The organism is Paenibacillus sp. FSL R5-0766 (assembly GCF_037971845.1).
Taxonomy (GTDB): domain Bacteria; phylum Bacillota; class Bacilli; order Paenibacillales; family Paenibacillaceae; genus Paenibacillus.
Window position 1 is genome coordinate 2477629 of record NZ_CP150227.1, and the last position, 15677, is coordinate 2493305.

Below are 15677 nucleotides of genomic sequence, written 5' to 3' on the forward strand. Positions count from 1 at the left end.
GTAACTCACGGAGGAGGTGCCTCACAATGGACATGAACCAATATTTATCCATGTTTATTGATGAGTCTAATGATCATCTGCAATCGCTTAACGAAAACATGCTTCAACTTGAAGGCAATCCGGAAGACCTGGGCATAGTTCAGGTTATATTCCGCTCTGCTCATACCTTGAAGGGTATGGCAGCAACTATGGGCTTTGAAGATTTGGCATCACTGACACATAAAATGGAAAATGTGTTGGATCTGGTTCGTAATGAGAAGTTGAAAATGCAGGATTACATTTTTGATACTATGTTCAAGAGTCTGGACGCTTTGGAAACCATGGTTCAGGATATTACCGAAGGTGGACAAGGTAAAGCAGATGTGTCGGCAATCGTAGCTTCACTTCAGGCCATTGAAAATGGTGAAATGACAAACGGAGACGGACCTGCTACAGAAACAAACAAGAAGGCTAACGCTTCAATCTCTTCGGCTGTGGAGCTGGATGAATTCCAATATTCAGTGCTGGATCAGTCGATCGCCGAAGGTCATCGTGTGTTCTACGTGGATGTGCTTGTTAGCGAGCATAGCCAGTTAAAAGGTGTACGGGCTTATATGGTCTTTGATATGCTGGAACGTTCAGGTGAAGTCGTTAAGGCTTACCCATCCGTTCAGGATATTGAGCAGGAGAAGTTTGAGCGCAGTTTCTCGTTGTATTACATAACAACTAAAGAGGCGCACGAACTGGAAGAAGGCATCATGAGTATCTCTGAAATTGAAAGTGCGAAGCTCATTCAACTGGATCAGGAGACTCTTCAGCAGATGGCCAATCAGGTAGCAGCTACAGTTGAAGCGCCACCCGCACCAACAGCTGTAGCTGAGGTTGCTTCGCCGGATAAGAATTCTGTACCCAAAGAAGAAGCCACAACGGCACCAGCTAAAACAGCTGCGCCGAAGCAAGCTGCTGCACCTTCGCGTACCATTCGTGTGGATATTGAACGTCTCGACGTATTGATGAACCTGTTCAGTGAATTGTTGATCGACCGTTCACGTCTGGAGCAACTGGCCAGTGAAACAGGCAACAATGATTTATCTGATACAGTAGCTCATTTAAGTCGAGTTAGCACAGATTTGCAAAATATTGTACTGAAATTGCGGATGGTTCCTGTAGATACTGTATTTAATCGATTCCCGCGCATGATCCGTGATCTGGCTAAGACACTTGATAAAAAAATCGATCTGGTGATTACAGGTGCTGAGACGGAACTGGATCGTACGGTAATTGATGAGATTGGTGATCCGCTTGTGCATTTACTGCGTAACGCGGTTGACCATGGTGTGGAATCCATTGCAGAGCGTGTAGCTGCAGGTAAACCAGAGATGGGTACAGTAAACCTGCGTGCCTTCCACAGTGGAAATCACGTATTTATCGAGATTGAAGATGATGGTAAAGGTATCTATCGCGACAAGCTTTTGAAAACCGCGATCAAACGTGGTGTTGTAACCGAAGAACAAGGTGCCAAGATGAGTGACGATGAAGTAAATCAACTGTTGTTCGCACCTGGTTTTAGTACTGCTGATATTATCTCGGATATCTCTGGCCGGGGCGTTGGCTTGGATGTAGTAAAATCGAAGATCACTTCGCTTGGCGGTAATGTAACCATTCATTCAACTCCAGGCAAAGGCACAAACTTCTCTGTTCAGCTTCCGTTGACTCTATCCATTATTGCTGCAATGCTTGTACGACTTGGTTCAGAGAAATACGCTGTTCCGTTGTCCTCCATTGTAGAGACGGCCATTGTACAACGTGAGCAAGTTCGTAATATTCACGGCAATAAAATGATCACGTTCCGTGAGTCACTGATTCCGTATTTGTCCTTGAGCGAAGTTTTCTCCGTACCGGATTTCAATGACGCTGATGAGCAGGAAACAGAAATTGTCGTGATTCGCAAAGGCGACCGTCTTGCAGCCGTAGCTGTTGAAGAATTTATTGGACAAAGTGAGATTGTTCTCAAATCAATGGGAACCTATCTTCCTGCTATTGAAGGAATCTCTGGAGCAACCATTCTCGGAGATGGACAAGTAGCCCTGATTCTTGATCCTAATGCATTTATTAAATAAGCATAGAGCTAAGTCTTACATTTAATAGGGAGGTTTTTTACATGGAAGAAGAGTTGAAAGTCATCGTCTTTAAATTGGGTTCCGAAGAGTATGGTATTGAGGTAGATAAGGTTCAGACGATTGAGCGCATGATGCCAATTACCCGTGTTCCCAAGACACTTTCCTTTGTAAAAGGAGTTATTAATCTACGCGGTGTTGTAATTCCGGTCATTGATCTACGCGGTCGTTTCTCCCTTCCGGAAACGGAATACACGGATCAGACTCGTATTGTTATCGTAGGTGTAGACGACATGCAAGTTGGCTTTATCGTAGATTCTGCCAATGATGTTATTGATATCAAGAGCAGTGCAATCGATAGCCCACCAGAAGTGGTTGGTGGCGTCAAAGCAAGATACCTGCGAGGTGTTGCTAAATTGGAGGATTCACGCTTGTTGATTATGCTCAACCTAAACGAAGTATTAAATAAAAGCGAGATTGTACAGCTGGAAAGTGTTGAGGGCTAGTACCGTGGAGATGTTCAACCGATTTGAGGTATTCCAGATGGATGTGCTCAAAGAGGTCGGTAACATTGGAGCAGGCAACGCCGCAACGGCGTTGTCTCAACTCCTCAACAGACCGATTGACATGGGTGTACCTACAGTACAAATGCTCCCTTTTGAAGAAGTTGCCGAAAAAGTGGGCGGAGATGAACGCATCGTGGTTACCGTGTTTCTTCGTGTAGAAGGCGAAGCACCGGGAAATCTTTTCTTTATGATGACACCAGAGGCTGCTAAAATGTTGTTGAATAGACTTGCCGGGTTTGATCTGAAAGAAGGACTGGCTTTTACAGATATGGAACAATCAGCGCTTTCCGAGATTGGAAATATTTTGGCTGGATCTTATCTTTCTTCTTTGGCAGATTTCACGAAGTTGTCTATGTATCCAACTGTTCCTGGACTTGCCATCGACATGGCAGGTGCCATTCTAAGTTATGGCTTGCTGCAATTTGGCGAGATGGGTGACGCTGCATTGTTGATTGACACATCTTTCTTTGAAGGTGAAGATCAAGTTGAGGGTCAGTTTTTCCTCATTCCGGATCCACCATCCTTTGCAAAGATATTTGAATCGCTAGGGGTGCCACTGAGCCATGATTGAGGACAAAAGCGTCGTTAAAGTCGGTATGGCGGATTTAAACATCGCTCATCTTCCTGGTGTAATCCGTACGACAGGCTTGGGCTCGTGTGTGGGATTAACAATGTATGACCCACATTTGAAGCTGGCTGGAATGGCGCATGTCATGCTTCCTACTTCAGAGATCGCCCGTGAAGGGAAACTGAACACTGCGAAATATGCGGATACGGCGTTGCCTGAGCTTTTGGAAAAGATGATAAAACTAGGCGCTTCTCACTCACGTATTGTGTCTAAAATGGCCGGGGGCTCTCAGATGTTTGCCTTTGCTGGCGCTGGAGATACAATGCGCATTGGACCAAGGAATGCAGATTCTTGTCGAGAGTGGCTTCAAAAACTCAATATCCCTCTTCTAGCAGAAGATACGGGTGGGAATTATGGACGAACGATTGAGATGGACTGTGAAACTGGACTTTTGACTATTCGAAGTGTACAAATGGGTGTAAAGGAACTATAAGACTATGATAGGAAACTACCGCATTAATCTTGGAGCAGGCATCGTTGGGTTTATTCTTACTTTTTTTGTAGCATACAGCAGCAATGTGCTGATGACCAGTTTAATTCGCGGATTGATCGGATTCGTAGCCTGGTTTGTCCTTGCATATGGTTTACGCTGGGGATTGGGATTGCTGCTGAACCCTCAGATCGAGGGAAATGGGTATGGTTATGATTCACCAAATGCTCAAGATCAAAGAGGTTCACAGGTGGACATTAAAATCGAAGACGATGGACAAGAGCTGAATGATTTGCTCAAGAGTGGACAGAACGCTTCATCTGGGGACGATCTTCCGCCATCTGAGACGAAAGCTCCAACGGGATTCGCCCCTTTGGATCCGCCTAAACTTGTCCGGACCAAGGATCCGGAGGAATTGGCGCAGGCCGTTCGTCACCTGACAGACAAATAAGGAGGGTGAAAGCAATTGAACGAGCGTAAAGCTTCACATTTGAACCATTCTGATCTGTGGGAAAAGTGGAAAGAACATGGAGATCTTGAAGCCAAGAAAACGTTGATTGAAAAGTATCTTCATATTGTAAATTATGTATCCGGTCGACTGGCTGTCGGTCTGCCTAAAAATGTTCCCAAGGATGACTTGGAGAGCAATGGCGTTATGGGGTTAATTGATGCATTGGAGAAGTTCGACTATGAACGTGGTCTGCAATTTGAAACTTATGCATCATGGAGGGTCCGCGGAGCCATTCTTGACGGTCTGCGTCAAGGTGATTGGGTTCCGCGTTCTGTGCGGGAGAAGGCCAAGCGAATTGAAGACGCCTACCAACAGCTGGAACAAAGTTATCTGAGGTCTGTTAGTGATGAGGAAATGAGCGAGTACCTGGACGTGTCCACTAAAGATTTTCAACATATGCTTCAGGAAGTGGCAGTCATGTCACTTTGCTCGTTGGAGGACCCCATTCGTGAGGAAGAGTCTGAGACTCGTCTGTCCTTGATGGTGGATGAGAAAGCCAAAAATCCGGATTATAAAGTGAATGAGTTTTATTTGAAGGAAGCTTTGGTGCAAGGGCTTGACAAGTTGACGGTAAAAGAGAGAACGGTTGTTTCACTCTTGTATTACGAAGATCTTTCTCTTAGTGAAATTGCTGAGGTTATGTCTCTTTCTCCGTCTCGTATATCCCAGTTACATTCCAAGGCAATATTACGATTACGCGGCACGTTGGACAAACAGAAAGATTTGTTGATGCGTAAAGATTAATAGAGAGAAGTAATATCATTGGAGTTTGGGGAGTGGAAAGTCTAAAAGGGGGAAGAATTGCGGTGACACAGCGGACTGCTTTGGAACAATGTTTAAACATTGTTTTATCGGACGACAAATGCACAGCCTACCTTGAATTTTCCAAAGAGGAAGAAGGCTTTGCCTGCACGATCGATGAACTTGAACAATTTGTGGCAAACAAGAGCATCAAACAAGGTGTATCGCGAGAGGCATTATTACTTTTTGTGAACAACCCTGAAACCTATTTGAAAGAAAAATACAAAATTGCAGAAGGTATCGCTCCCATCCAAGGAACAGATGGCTTCATCAAGGTTCTGGTTGGAATGGACGATACGAATGAACGACGACCACTGGAATCGGAAGATGGAACTGTCGATTACAAAGAAGTGACCCGGTTAAACAATGTCCGTAGTGGTCAGATCATTGCAGAGCGGATCGCTCCTAGCGAGGGCATACCAGGCAGGGCAGTAACGGGTGAGGAAATTCCTTATCGTCCGGGAAAAGAAGCTCGGTTTAAAGTTGGGAAAAACGTTGTGATTAACCCGGATGGTTCTGCGATGTATGCTGCACTGGATGGGCTGGTTACCAAAACGGACGGTAACAAACTGAATGTGTTTCCGGTCTATGAAGTCAATGGTGACGTTGACTACAATAACGGTAATATCGACTTTGTAGGCACAGTTGTCATACGAGGCAATGTACTTACCGGATTTAAAGTCAAAGCAGCAGGTGACATTCGTGTCGTCGGAGGTGTCGAAGGAGCTGAACTGGAAGCAGGTGGCTCAATCGAAATTACCGGTGGTATTATTGGTTATAACAAAGGACTGGTACAAGCAGGCCATAATGTTAAATGTACTTTCATTCAAGAAGGTAACGTAGATGCAGGTGAAGATGTTCTGGTTTCCCAAAGTATTATGCATTCCAATATTCGTGCTGGTCATGGTGTCATCTGTGCGGGCACCAAAGGTCTAATCGTTGGTGGCTCCATCCAGGCTGGTCAGAACGTCTCAGCGCGTGTTGTAGGCAACAGCATGTCCACGGTCACTTCCATTGAAGTTGGTGTGCTACCAAAGCTGCGTAACGAACTCAATGATTTGCGCAAGGAAGTCAGAGAGCAGATGGATTCCTTGGATAAAACGAAGAAAGCTTTGACATTGCTGGATCAATTAGCTGCCGCTGGACAACTCACTCCAGATAAGATGTCGATGCGAATCAAGCTGAATGCTACGCAGAAATCTGCTCTTCGTATAAGTGAAGAAACGAAAATGCGTATCTTTGAAATTGAAAAGGCACTTGAAGATACAAGTAAGGCTCGTGTTGATATTCTGAAGATGATTTATGGAGGCTCTAAAATAGTTATCGGCAGATACACGAAATTTATTAAAGATCCGGTGAGTCGAATTTCATTTTATTATCACGATGGTGATATTACGATGGTTCCATACGTTTAAGTACAGCATTCAGGCACAGGAAGAAATCCATTCGAAACCGTGAGGTGAGCGTATGAGTTTCAAAGCAGTGGAGTTGCAGATTGCGGTACCACGAACAAGTGAAGCGGGACGTTATCAAAGTGAAGCCCAGCAGCGACCGATTACGGATCAGAATCTTTTGGCAGAGCAAACGTCGAAAGAAGCAAATGAAGCAAGGCAACGAAGTGAAGCAATGGACGAAACTTCACAGACTTCGGTGCGTGATGGTCATAACCATGATGGGGATCAGCAGAGTGGTTCCGATGGACAGGAGTCTGCTCAGGCTCAAGAGACTGTCAAACCTGCAGAGCACCCGTACAAGGGAAAACACATAGATCTGTCTTTATAATAAATGGTTGTTATGGACATGGAGTCTTGCGCACCGATGGTTGAATCAGAAGGAGAGAACCCAATTTGTCACCATGGATCATTATTGTCATATTAGGGGCCTGCGCCATCGCATACGCTTGTATTATGCCTCGGAAAAACAAGGTGCAAGAGCCTGGGCATCAACTGGTGCAGGAGATGGAATCTACGCTTGAACACTACATGACCGAGATCGAAAATGATAATGATGCTCTTATTCAACGTGTGGCTGAAATGAAGGGAGAAGCGACAGCAGCCGATCAACGTATGCAATTGCAACTTCAGGAATTACAGCAGCGGTTGGATCAGCTGGAACAGAGCAAAAAGAATGAACCTGTCGCATCACCTGCTCCACACTCTGGTAATGTATCCGTACAATCTTCCGAAGGTTTGCAAGCACAAGCGCTCGTGAAAAGTGTACAAGCAGAGGCGGCCCAGCAGGCGTTGGAAGCAGACCAACAGACCAGTGAAGTCGAATCTTTGCCTGGGCGTGAATCGATTAAAGATCGATATGCAGAACTCTTTAATCTACATGCTGAAGGTAAGTCGATGGATGCCATATCCAAGCAGACAGGCATTCAGCGAGGTGAGGTACAGTTAATACTGCAACTGGCAGAACGGGAGGAAAGCTAAGTCATGGACAAGCGATCCTTATGGATTGGTCTGGGGAGCGGCATGATTATTGGTGCGGTTTTGCTTCAACTGGCCACAGTTGGACAAAATGCATTGTCGGATAGTAATCTGGACTCCGAGCAGACTGCCAATATAACCAAAGAAAAACTTGAAACAGCCGCAAAAAGCCTGGATATGAAGGTGGTCGGTTCTGAAGAGGAATTGTACACAGAAGCGGAGTGGGTAGAGAAGAAAAAGCAGGAAAGCAGTGAGTTGCAAGGGGAAACAGCAACACCGCCTGAGACAGTAACCTCTACGGAAACACCCGCAGAGCCTGAGAAGCCACAAGAGCCTGCTGCAAGTGAAGGTGAAGGGCAAAAAGAGATAACTGAGCCGAAGACAACAGAACCTGTAACGCCGAGCAATCCGAAAGGCGCAACAGTATCATTCAAGGTACGTTCAGGCAATAGTCTGGCGATCGTTGCAGCAAACCTAAAAACCGCGGGAATCGTAGATGATGCTCAAGCGTTCATCAAGGCTGGCAAAGCTGAGCGAATCAATACGAAAATCCAAGTGGGCACCTATGCGCTTGAAAAAGGCGAAAGTTTCAAATCCATTATCGCAAAAATTACGAAAGAACCGTCAAACTGAGCATGCTCGGACAGGACGGTTTTTGCGTATTAAACGGTGCATTTTCAAAGCTTGATAATAATTAGCGCCTGAGTTACATATCAAGTTTAAAATGATTCGATACTAGCAAAAAACGAAAAGTAGATTTTAGCTTTAAAGACTGTTGCATCGGACAGTCAGTTATGATATATTAGATAACGGTGTTAAAACACACGCATGTGCTAATTTTGTTGAGGGTGCTTTCCTTATGGAGAGTCTTGGCGAAAAATGATGCCGGCGGAGGACACAATAAAAACCATATTAGGAGGTGTGTGAAGATGGCAGTAATCTCCATGAAGCAGCTTCTCGAAGCTGGGGTACACTTCGGTCACCAGACTCGTCGTTGGAACCCAAAAATGGATCGTTATATCTTCACTGAAAGAAACGGAATTTATATCATCGACTTGCAAAAGACGGTGAAAAAAGTCGAAGAGGCTTACAACTTCGTTAAAGGAATCGCAGGAGAGAATGGTAAAATTCTTTTCGTGGGTACTAAGAAACAAGCTCAAGATTCCGTTAAAGAAGAAGCTGAACGTGCTGGTCAATTCTACATTAACCAACGCTGGCTTGGCGGTACCCTGACTAACTTCCAAACGATTCAAAAACGTATTGATCGTTTGAAACAGTTGGAAGCTTGGGAAGAAGACGGTACATTCGCTGTATTGCCTAAAAAAGAAGTTATCTTGCTTCGCAAAGAAAAAGATCGTCTGGAGAAATTCTTGGGCGGTATTAAAAATATGAAAGGCCTGCCAAGCGCCCTGTTCATCATCGATCCACGCAAAGAGCGTATCGCTGTTGCGGAAGCTCGCAAATTGGGTATCCCAATTGTAGGTATCGTTGATACTAACTGCGATCCGGACGAGATCGATTATGTTATCCCAGGTAATGACGACGCGATCCGCGCTGTTAAATTGCTGACAGGTAAAATGGCTGACGCAGTAATCGAAGCTAACCAAGGCGAAGAAACTTCCGCTTAATAGATTCGAACATATGTTATAAACTAAATGAAAAGGGTGGTTGGCAGGTGGATAACCTCTCACTGCCCTTTTTTTAGAGTGTACGTACAATACTTAATGTTGGAGGGAATTTATAATGGCAGTTAATGCGAGTGCGGTAAAAGAACTTCGCGAAAGAACGGGCGCTGGTATGCTCGATTGCAAAAAAGCACTGGAAGAAGCAAACGGTGATGTAACAAAAGCAGCTGAATTGTTGCGTGAGAAAGGTCTTTCTGCTGCAGCAAGCAAAGCAGGCCGTGCAGCAACTGAAGGCGTTGTAGAATCTTACATTCACGCTGGTGGACGTATTGGTGTCTTGGTTGAAGTTAACTGTGAAACTGACTTCGTTGGTAAAACGGATCAATTTAAGGATTTCGTTAAAGATGTAGCTATGCAAATCGCTGCAGCTAATCCTAAATTCGTTACACGCGAAGAAGTTCCTGCAGATGAGCTGGAAAAAGAAAAAGAAATCCTGAAAGCTCAAGCTCTTAACGAAGGCAAACCAGAGAAAATCATTGAAAAAATGGTTGAAGGCCGTATCGGTAAATACTACGAAGAGTACTGCCTGCTGGAACAAACTTTTGTTAAAGATCCAGACAAAACGATCTCTCAATTGCTGAACGAAAAAATCAGCCAAATTGGGGAAAACATCTCCATCCGTCGTTTCGTTCGTTATGAACTGGGTGAAGGTCTTGAGAAAAAAGTAGACAACTTCGTAGAAGAAGTAATGTCCCAAGTAAACAAATAAGACGGTTTCTATAAACCGGCGAGCAAAATTGATTTTCGAAGATATAAGAATGATGAAACTTCGAAGCGTAAACTCCCTTATATCTCAGGAAAACAGTGCCTTACCGGTTAAACGTTTTTCCTAAAAGAGCGGAACACAACTGTGTTCCTTTCTTTTTAAGCAGGAGGCCATGCGCGAGGAGTTTTGTTGGTTGAACACCAAGCGTGTTCAATTCAAAGTGGAGGGTGAATAATTGGAACAGCCAGTATTTAAACGTGTTGTCTTAAAGGTCAGCGGAGAGTCTCTTTCCGGTCAAAACGGCTACGGTATTGATGCAGATACGATCTCGTCGATTGCCCAACAGGTAAAAGAGGTTGTTGCACTTGGTGTACAGGTTGCTATTGTTTGTGGCGGCGGAAACATCTGGCGTGGAATTGCCGGTAGCGAAAAAGGCATCGATCGTGCAACTGCCGATTATATGGGTATGCTGGCGACAGTGATGAACTCGCTGGCACTGCAGGATGCTTTGGAACAGATTGAAGTGCCTACGCGTGTACAGACATCTATTGCAATGCAACAGATTGCAGAGCCTTATATTCGTCGTAGAGCTATTCGCCATCTGGAGAAAGGCCGGGTCGTTATTTTTGCAGCAGGTACAGGTAACCCGTTCTTTTCCACGGATACAACAGCAGCACTGCGCGCAGCGGAGATTGAAGCAGAAGTTATCTTGATGGCCAAAAATAAAGTTGATGGTGTATACTCAGCAGATCCGTTTAAGGACAGTACAGCTGTGAAATTTGATCAGTTGACTTACATGGATATTCTTAACAAAGACCTTGGTGTAATGGATTCGACGGCATCCTCGCTTTGTAAGGACAACAACATCCCGTTGATCGTATTTGCCATTACGGAACAAGGTAACATCAAACGTGTTGTTCTGGGCGAACGTATCGGAACAATCGTTAAAGGGAGTGTAGATTAATGCCACAAGCGGTTAAACAACATGCCGAAGAGCGTATGGAAAAAGCTATTCAAGCATTGCGTCGTGACTTGGCTACTTTGCGTGCAGGCCGTGCAACTCCAGCTCTTCTGGACCGAATCCAGGTAGAGTATTATGGAGCAATGACGCCATTGAATCAACTCGCTAATATCAGTACTCCGGATTCCCGTACACTGATGATTCAGCCTTGGGACAAATCCTCCATGGGTGACATCGAGCGTGCCATCATGAAATCGGATCTGGGTCTTACTCCAGCCAATGATGGTAGCATGATTCGTTTGTCTATTCCGGCATTGACGGAAGAACGTAGAGCGGAACTTGTTAAGCTGACGAAGAAGTTCGGTGAAGAAGGTAAAGTAGCGATTCGTAACATTCGCCGTGACGCGAATGATGACATCAAGAAAATGGAAAAGTCAGATATTTCCGAGGATGAATCCCGGAGACATCAGGACGATATCCAAAAATCGACCGACAAATTTATTGCTGAAGTCGATAAGGTACTCGCTGCCAAAGAAAAAGAAATCATGGAAGTGTAAGACAAGCGCAGCCCCTCCAATACGGTGGGGTTTTGTCTCTTTTTCCAAGCTTCAGATAAAGAAACTTCAGGGATTTTGGAGGAACAGGAATGATCAAACGGGTTCGGTCGTGGTGGAATGGGGCTGACAAGCAGGAAACGCTGACTATATCCGAGGACAATATCCCGCAGCACGTCGCCATCATCATGGACGGCAATGGACGATGGGCCAAACGTTTGGGACTCCCGCGTATAGCCGGGCACCAAAATGGCATGAAGGCGGTCAAACGTGCGACCATCGCGGCGGATGAACTGGGCATCAAATATCTGACGATGTACGCTTTTTCGACAGAAAACTGGACGCGTCCAAAAGAAGAAGTGGATTTTCTGATGCGACTTCCGCAAGAATTTCTAGCCATAGAGCTGGATGAACTTATAGAAAAAAATGTGCGCATTCGCATGATGGGTCAAGAGGAACATTTACCTTCTCATACCATTAATGCCTTGCGGGAAGCCATTCGTCTTACGGAACATAATACAGGTCTCGTTTTAAACTTTGCAATGAACTATGGAAGTCGTCGTGAAATGACGGACTGTGTTAAACAGATCGCTCTGCAGGTGAAATCGGGGGAACTATCGGCAGAAGACATAACACCTGAACTCATTGATAGACATATGCTGACGGTTGACATGCCCGATCCGGATCTGCTGATCCGGACGAGCGGAGAGTTGAGATTAAGCAACTTTATGCTCTGGCAGCTTGCATATAGTGAATTATGGTTTACGGATATATACTGGCCCGAATTTGGCAAAAAGCATTTGCTTGAAGCAGTAGCCGAATATCAGCGCAGAACAAGGCGTTACGGCGGTTTGAAATAGATGGAGGATGAAGCCGTTGAAACAGCGATTAACGACAGGAATCATAGCAGGTGTGTTGTTTTTAGGTTTTTGCATGCTGGGCGGACCCTGGTACCATGGTTTGGTATTGCTTATGGCTCTCATCGGTTATTATGAATTTGTGAAAATGACCGGGGTGATGCCTTTTTCAGGTGTGGCCCTGATTGGATATGCTGGTGTTTTTGCCATTGTGTTTCCTTGGGAAATGCTTTGGGAGGCAAGACCGCTATCCTTATTCCAGGTCATCTGGATTGTAATGCTTGTACTGATGACAGCTTCGGTTGTCACCAAAAATAAGCTTCCCGTGAATACAGTGGCGATGCTTTTCCTCGGCGTGTTGTATATAGGGATCGGTTTCTATTACATTGCAGAATCCAGACATCTGCATCATGGATTGTTCTGGACGTTCCTGTTGCTGGGCTCCATATGGGCCAGTGATGCAGGAGCTTATTTTGTAGGGAAACTAATTGGTAAAAACAAACTGTGGCCTTCCATCAGTCCAAACAAGACCATAGAGGGTGCACTGGGTGGCATCGTAATTGCAATTGTTACTTCTGTTATTTTTGCATTAGTATCAGATGGTTTGCTTTCGTGGCAGAGAGCGATTGTGATTGGAATTGCCTGTGCAGTTGTAGGTCAGATGGGTGACTTGATCCAGTCTGCATACAAACGTGTATATAATATCAAGGATTCAGGCAGTCTTCTCCCAGGGCATGGAGGCATTCTTGATCGGTGCGACAGCTGGATTGTTGTTTTTCCATTCGTACATATACTAATGCTATTGCCCTACTAAAGAAGAACTTGAGTCTGAGATAACAACATTGTTCGCCGTAGGCATTGGATAATTAAAAATGAGGTGCAGCATGAAAAAAATTGCGATTCTCGGGTCAACCGGTTCCATTGGAACCCAGACACTGGATGTAGTTGACATGCATCCTGAACTCTTTCAAGTGGAGGGACTGGCTGCCGGAGGCAATACAGACCTGCTGATCGAACAAACCAAACGTTACCGGCCGAAGAAGGTATCGGTGGGGTCCAAAGAATTGGCGGAGAAGGTAGCTCCACATTTGCCAGCAGGAACGCAACTATTTTATGGCAATGAAGGACTCGTAGAAGTTGCGGCAGGAACCGATGCGCATACGGTTGTTACAGCGGTGGTGGGCAGTGTTGGATTGGAGTCAACGCTTGCTGCCATAGACGCAGGCAAACAGATCGGACTGGCCAACAAGGAGACATTGGTTACAGCGGGGCATATCGTTACGACAAGAGCGGCTGCCAAAGGAGTCTCTTTACTGCCCGTTGATAGTGAGCACTCTGCGATATTCCAATGCTTGAATGGTGAAAACAGAGAACGCCTGACAGGCATCACGCTCACCGCTTCAGGCGGATCATTCCGTGATCTTACCCGTGAACAGTTGAAGAACGTGACTATAGAGGATGCACTTAAACATCCAAATTGGTCAATGGGCTCCAAAATCACGATAGACTCGGCAACGATGGTTAACAAAGGGCTTGAGGTCATTGAAGCACATTGGTTATTTGGTCTTCGATATGATCAGATTAATGTATTGCTTCACCCAGAGAGTGTTATTCATTCATATGTGGAATTTGATGACACCAGCATCATCGCACAACTGGGGAATCCGGATATGCGAGTTCCCATTCAATATGCACTGACTTACCCTGACCGCTTGCCATCACCAGCACAGCGTCTGTCTCTTGCTCAGGCTGGGAAATTACATTTCCGTGAGATGGATATGGAACGGTTCCCGTGTTTAAGAATGGCGTATGAGTGTGGTAAAATGGGAGGAACCGCAACAACGGCGTTTAATGCAGCCAACGAGGTTGCTGTAGCCCGTTTCTTGCGTAAAGAGATTTCATTCCTTAAAATAGAAGATATTATTGCTTCTGTGCTGGAAGCACACCACAATGTGGACGAGCCTGATCTGCAGGAGATCGCGCGTTGTGATCAGGAGAGCCGTAAGCTTGCGGCCAGTCTGTAATCTCTTTTTTCATAACAAATTGGAAGAAGTGATTCTCTTGTGCGGCATCAGAGAATAATGATAATCTAGAGGGACAGACTGCGGTATGTGCCGTGAAGGAGGATGGATAGGGATTGGAAACCATACAAGTGGTATTTCTAACGGTGCTCATGTTCTTTGTCATCGTGACGGTTCATGAATGGGGGCATTATTATTTTGCCAAACGCGCCGGTATTCTTGTACGGGAGTTTGCGATCGGTTTTGGTCCCAAATTGTTCTCATATAAAAGAAACGAGACCCAGTTTACATTGCGTTTGTTGCCTTTTGGTGGATATGCACGAATGGCAGGGGAAGATCCGGAACTGGTAGAGATCCAGGAAGGACAGACCATCGCGGTAAGATCAGCGGATGACCAGGTGAAGATGATCTATCTGGATCAGTTGGATAACCGTAAAAATGTAATACGTGGTGAAGTCATCTCCATTGATATGGAGAACGCCCTGAAGCTTCAACTGGATGTAGATGGTGAGATTCAGGAGTATCGTATTCATCCTCAAGCAATGTTGGTAAGTCGTGGTAAACAAACGCAGATTGCACCGAAAGATCGTCAATTCGGCAGCAAAACCGTTGGACAGCGTGCATTAGCTATTTTTGCGGGCCCACTCATGAACTTTATCTTGGCCTTTGTGCTGTTTGCTGTATATGCGCAGATGGCAGGAGTTCCGGTGGAAAATCCAAAAAATCTTCAAATTGGTGAAGTGCTTGAAGGTGGGGCAGCCGATCAGGCGAACCTGCAAAAGGGCGATATTATCGAAACCATCAATGGTACTGCAATTGGTACGGATTCACAAAAAATGGTGTCGATGATTGCCGATTCCAAAGACAAGCCGATGGAATGGACGCTGCGCCGGGGTTCGGATACGTTTAATATAACGATTACTCCACGTGCTGTAGAAGGACAAGAGGGCGGTAAAGTGGGAATCGTACCTACGTTACCAACCCGATCTGTTGGATTTGTAGAGACATTTAAAGTCTCAGGCGTGGCCATGGTTGATACAACCAAAATAATATTTGAAGGTTTCAAACATCTGATCAATCAATTCAACATGGATGATATTGGTGGTCCAGTTCGTACATTTGAAGTGACAGGACAAATTGCTAAACAAGGGATTGAGCAGTTAACGAGATGGGCAGCGATTTTGAGTCTATATCTTGGGATATTTAACCTGCTACCAATACCTGCACTGGACGGTAGCCGTCTGGTATTTTTGGGAATTGAAGCGCTGCGCGGCAGACCTGTTGATCCCAATCGCGAAGGCATGGTGCATTTCATCGGATTTGCGATGTTGTTTGTGTTGATGCTGGCAGTAACTTACAATGATATATTACGTTTAATTAACGGATAATTACGGTTGGACTACGCTCTGGACATTCAGAGATAGTCGTTATG

18 protein-coding genes are annotated in these 15677 nt (G+C 45.2%); all 18 read left to right on the top strand.

Features of this window, described 5'->3' with window-relative positions; translation table 11 throughout:
* The first annotated feature begins 26 nt into the window (after positions 1–26).
* Positions 27–2099: a chemotaxis protein CheA gene (locus MKY66_RS11220; RefSeq protein WP_076208889.1), complete on the top strand. Its 2073-nt coding sequence runs from the start codon at positions 27–29 to the stop codon at positions 2097–2099.
* A gap of 41 nt (positions 2100–2140) precedes the next feature.
* Positions 2141–2602 carry a chemotaxis protein CheW gene (locus tag MKY66_RS11225; protein WP_036609340.1) on the top strand — a complete coding sequence of 154 codons (462 nt, stop codon included), beginning with the start codon at positions 2141–2143 and terminating at the stop codon, positions 2600–2602.
* Positions 2603–2612: 10 nt separating this feature from the next.
* Entirely contained in the window at positions 2613–3233 is a 621-nt protein-coding gene (locus tag MKY66_RS11230) for a chemotaxis protein CheC (protein ID WP_091034987.1), read from the top strand.
* A complete protein-coding gene (locus tag MKY66_RS11235) occupies positions 3226–3723 on the top strand; it encodes a chemotaxis protein CheD (RefSeq protein WP_017689162.1) in 498 nt (165 codons plus the stop codon). Before MKY66_RS11230 ends, MKY66_RS11235 begins: the two co-directional genes overlap by 8 nt.
* A gap of 4 nt (positions 3724–3727) precedes the next feature.
* Entirely contained in the window at positions 3728–4171 is a 444-nt protein-coding gene (locus MKY66_RS11240) for a hypothetical protein (protein WP_076208888.1), read from the top strand.
* A gap of 15 nt (positions 4172–4186) precedes the next feature.
* Positions 4187–4975, top strand: coding sequence for a FliA/WhiG family RNA polymerase sigma factor (locus tag MKY66_RS11245; RefSeq protein WP_017689160.1), 789 nt, complete (start codon positions 4187–4189; stop codon positions 4973–4975).
* A 62-nt stretch (positions 4976–5037) separates the two neighbouring features.
* Entirely contained in the window at positions 5038–6447 is a 1410-nt protein-coding gene (locus tag MKY66_RS11250; RefSeq protein ID WP_076208887.1) for a FapA family protein, read from the top strand.
* Between the two features lie 52 nt (positions 6448–6499).
* On the top strand, positions 6500–6814 hold the full coding sequence (locus MKY66_RS11255; protein ID WP_076208886.1) for a hypothetical protein: 315 nt from the start codon (positions 6500–6502) through the stop codon (positions 6812–6814).
* Between the two features lie 65 nt (positions 6815–6879).
* Positions 6880–7464: a hypothetical protein gene (locus MKY66_RS11260; RefSeq protein ID WP_076208885.1), complete on the top strand. Its 585-nt coding sequence runs from the start codon at positions 6880–6882 to the stop codon at positions 7462–7464.
* 3 nt (positions 7465–7467) lie between these two features.
* Positions 7468–8094, top strand: coding sequence for an endolytic transglycosylase MltG (locus MKY66_RS11265; protein ID WP_076208884.1), 627 nt, complete (start codon positions 7468–7470; stop codon positions 8092–8094).
* Between the two features lie 296 nt (positions 8095–8390).
* Positions 8391–9089, top strand: coding sequence for a 30S ribosomal protein S2 (gene rpsB, locus MKY66_RS11270; RefSeq protein WP_017689155.1), 699 nt, complete (start codon positions 8391–8393; stop codon positions 9087–9089).
* Positions 9090–9204: 115 nt separating this feature from the next.
* Entirely contained in the window at positions 9205–9855 is a 651-nt protein-coding gene (gene tsf / locus MKY66_RS11275) for a translation elongation factor Ts (protein ID WP_036609326.1), read from the top strand.
* A gap of 232 nt (positions 9856–10087) precedes the next feature.
* Positions 10088–10816, top strand: a complete 729-nt coding sequence (gene pyrH / locus MKY66_RS11280; protein WP_076208883.1) for a UMP kinase — start codon at positions 10088–10090, stop codon at positions 10814–10816.
* Positions 10816–11370, top strand: a complete 555-nt coding sequence (frr, locus tag MKY66_RS11285; RefSeq protein ID WP_017689152.1) for a ribosome recycling factor — start codon at positions 10816–10818, stop codon at positions 11368–11370. Before pyrH ends, frr begins: the two co-directional genes overlap by 1 nt.
* Before the next feature lie 89 nt (positions 11371–11459).
* Complete coding sequence (locus tag MKY66_RS11290; protein WP_017689151.1) at positions 11460–12227, top strand: isoprenyl transferase; 768 nt, start codon at positions 11460–11462, stop codon at positions 12225–12227.
* Positions 12228–12243: 16 nt separating this feature from the next.
* Positions 12244–13038 (top strand): phosphatidate cytidylyltransferase, encoded by a 795-nt coding sequence (locus MKY66_RS11295; protein ID WP_076208882.1) that lies wholly within the window; start codon positions 12244–12246, stop codon positions 13036–13038.
* Positions 13039–13108: 70 nt separating this feature from the next.
* A complete protein-coding gene (locus MKY66_RS11300) occupies positions 13109–14248 on the top strand; it encodes a 1-deoxy-D-xylulose-5-phosphate reductoisomerase (protein WP_076208881.1) in 1140 nt (379 codons plus the stop codon).
* 113 nt (positions 14249–14361) lie between these two features.
* On the top strand, positions 14362–15633 hold the full coding sequence (rseP, locus tag MKY66_RS11305) for an RIP metalloprotease RseP (RefSeq protein ID WP_076208880.1): 1272 nt from the start codon (positions 14362–14364) through the stop codon (positions 15631–15633).
* Positions 15634–15677: the final 44 nt, after the last annotated feature.

Excerpts from the sequence above, each read along its gene's own strand:
- MKY66_RS11220 (WP_076208889.1), top strand. The coding sequence starts at position 27 with ATGGACATGAACCAATATTTATCCATGTTTATTGATGAGTCTAATGAT.
- MKY66_RS11225 (WP_036609340.1), top strand. The coding sequence starts at position 2,141 with ATGGAAGAAGAGTTGAAAGTCATCGTCTTTAAATTGGGTTCCGAAGAG.
- MKY66_RS11230 (WP_091034987.1), top strand. The coding sequence starts at position 2,613 with ATGTTCAACCGATTTGAGGTATTCCAGATGGATGTGCTCAAAGAGGTC.
- MKY66_RS11235 (WP_017689162.1), top strand. The coding sequence starts at position 3,226 with ATGATTGAGGACAAAAGCGTCGTTAAAGTCGGTATGGCGGATTTAAAC.
- MKY66_RS11240 (WP_076208888.1), top strand. The coding sequence starts at position 3,728 with ATGATAGGAAACTACCGCATTAATCTTGGAGCAGGCATCGTTGGGTTT.
- MKY66_RS11255 (WP_076208886.1), top strand. The coding sequence starts at position 6,500 with ATGAGTTTCAAAGCAGTGGAGTTGCAGATTGCGGTACCACGAACAAGT.
- MKY66_RS11265 (WP_076208884.1), top strand. The coding sequence starts at position 7,468 with ATGGACAAGCGATCCTTATGGATTGGTCTGGGGAGCGGCATGATTATT.
- rpsB (WP_017689155.1), top strand. The coding sequence starts at position 8,391 with ATGGCAGTAATCTCCATGAAGCAGCTTCTCGAAGCTGGGGTACACTTC.
- tsf (WP_036609326.1), top strand. The coding sequence starts at position 9,205 with ATGGCAGTTAATGCGAGTGCGGTAAAAGAACTTCGCGAAAGAACGGGC.
- frr (WP_017689152.1), top strand. The coding sequence starts at position 10,816 with ATGCCACAAGCGGTTAAACAACATGCCGAAGAGCGTATGGAAAAAGCT.
- MKY66_RS11290 (WP_017689151.1), top strand. The coding sequence starts at position 11,460 with ATGATCAAACGGGTTCGGTCGTGGTGGAATGGGGCTGACAAGCAGGAA.
- MKY66_RS11300 (WP_076208881.1), top strand. The coding sequence starts at position 13,109 with ATGAAAAAAATTGCGATTCTCGGGTCAACCGGTTCCATTGGAACCCAG.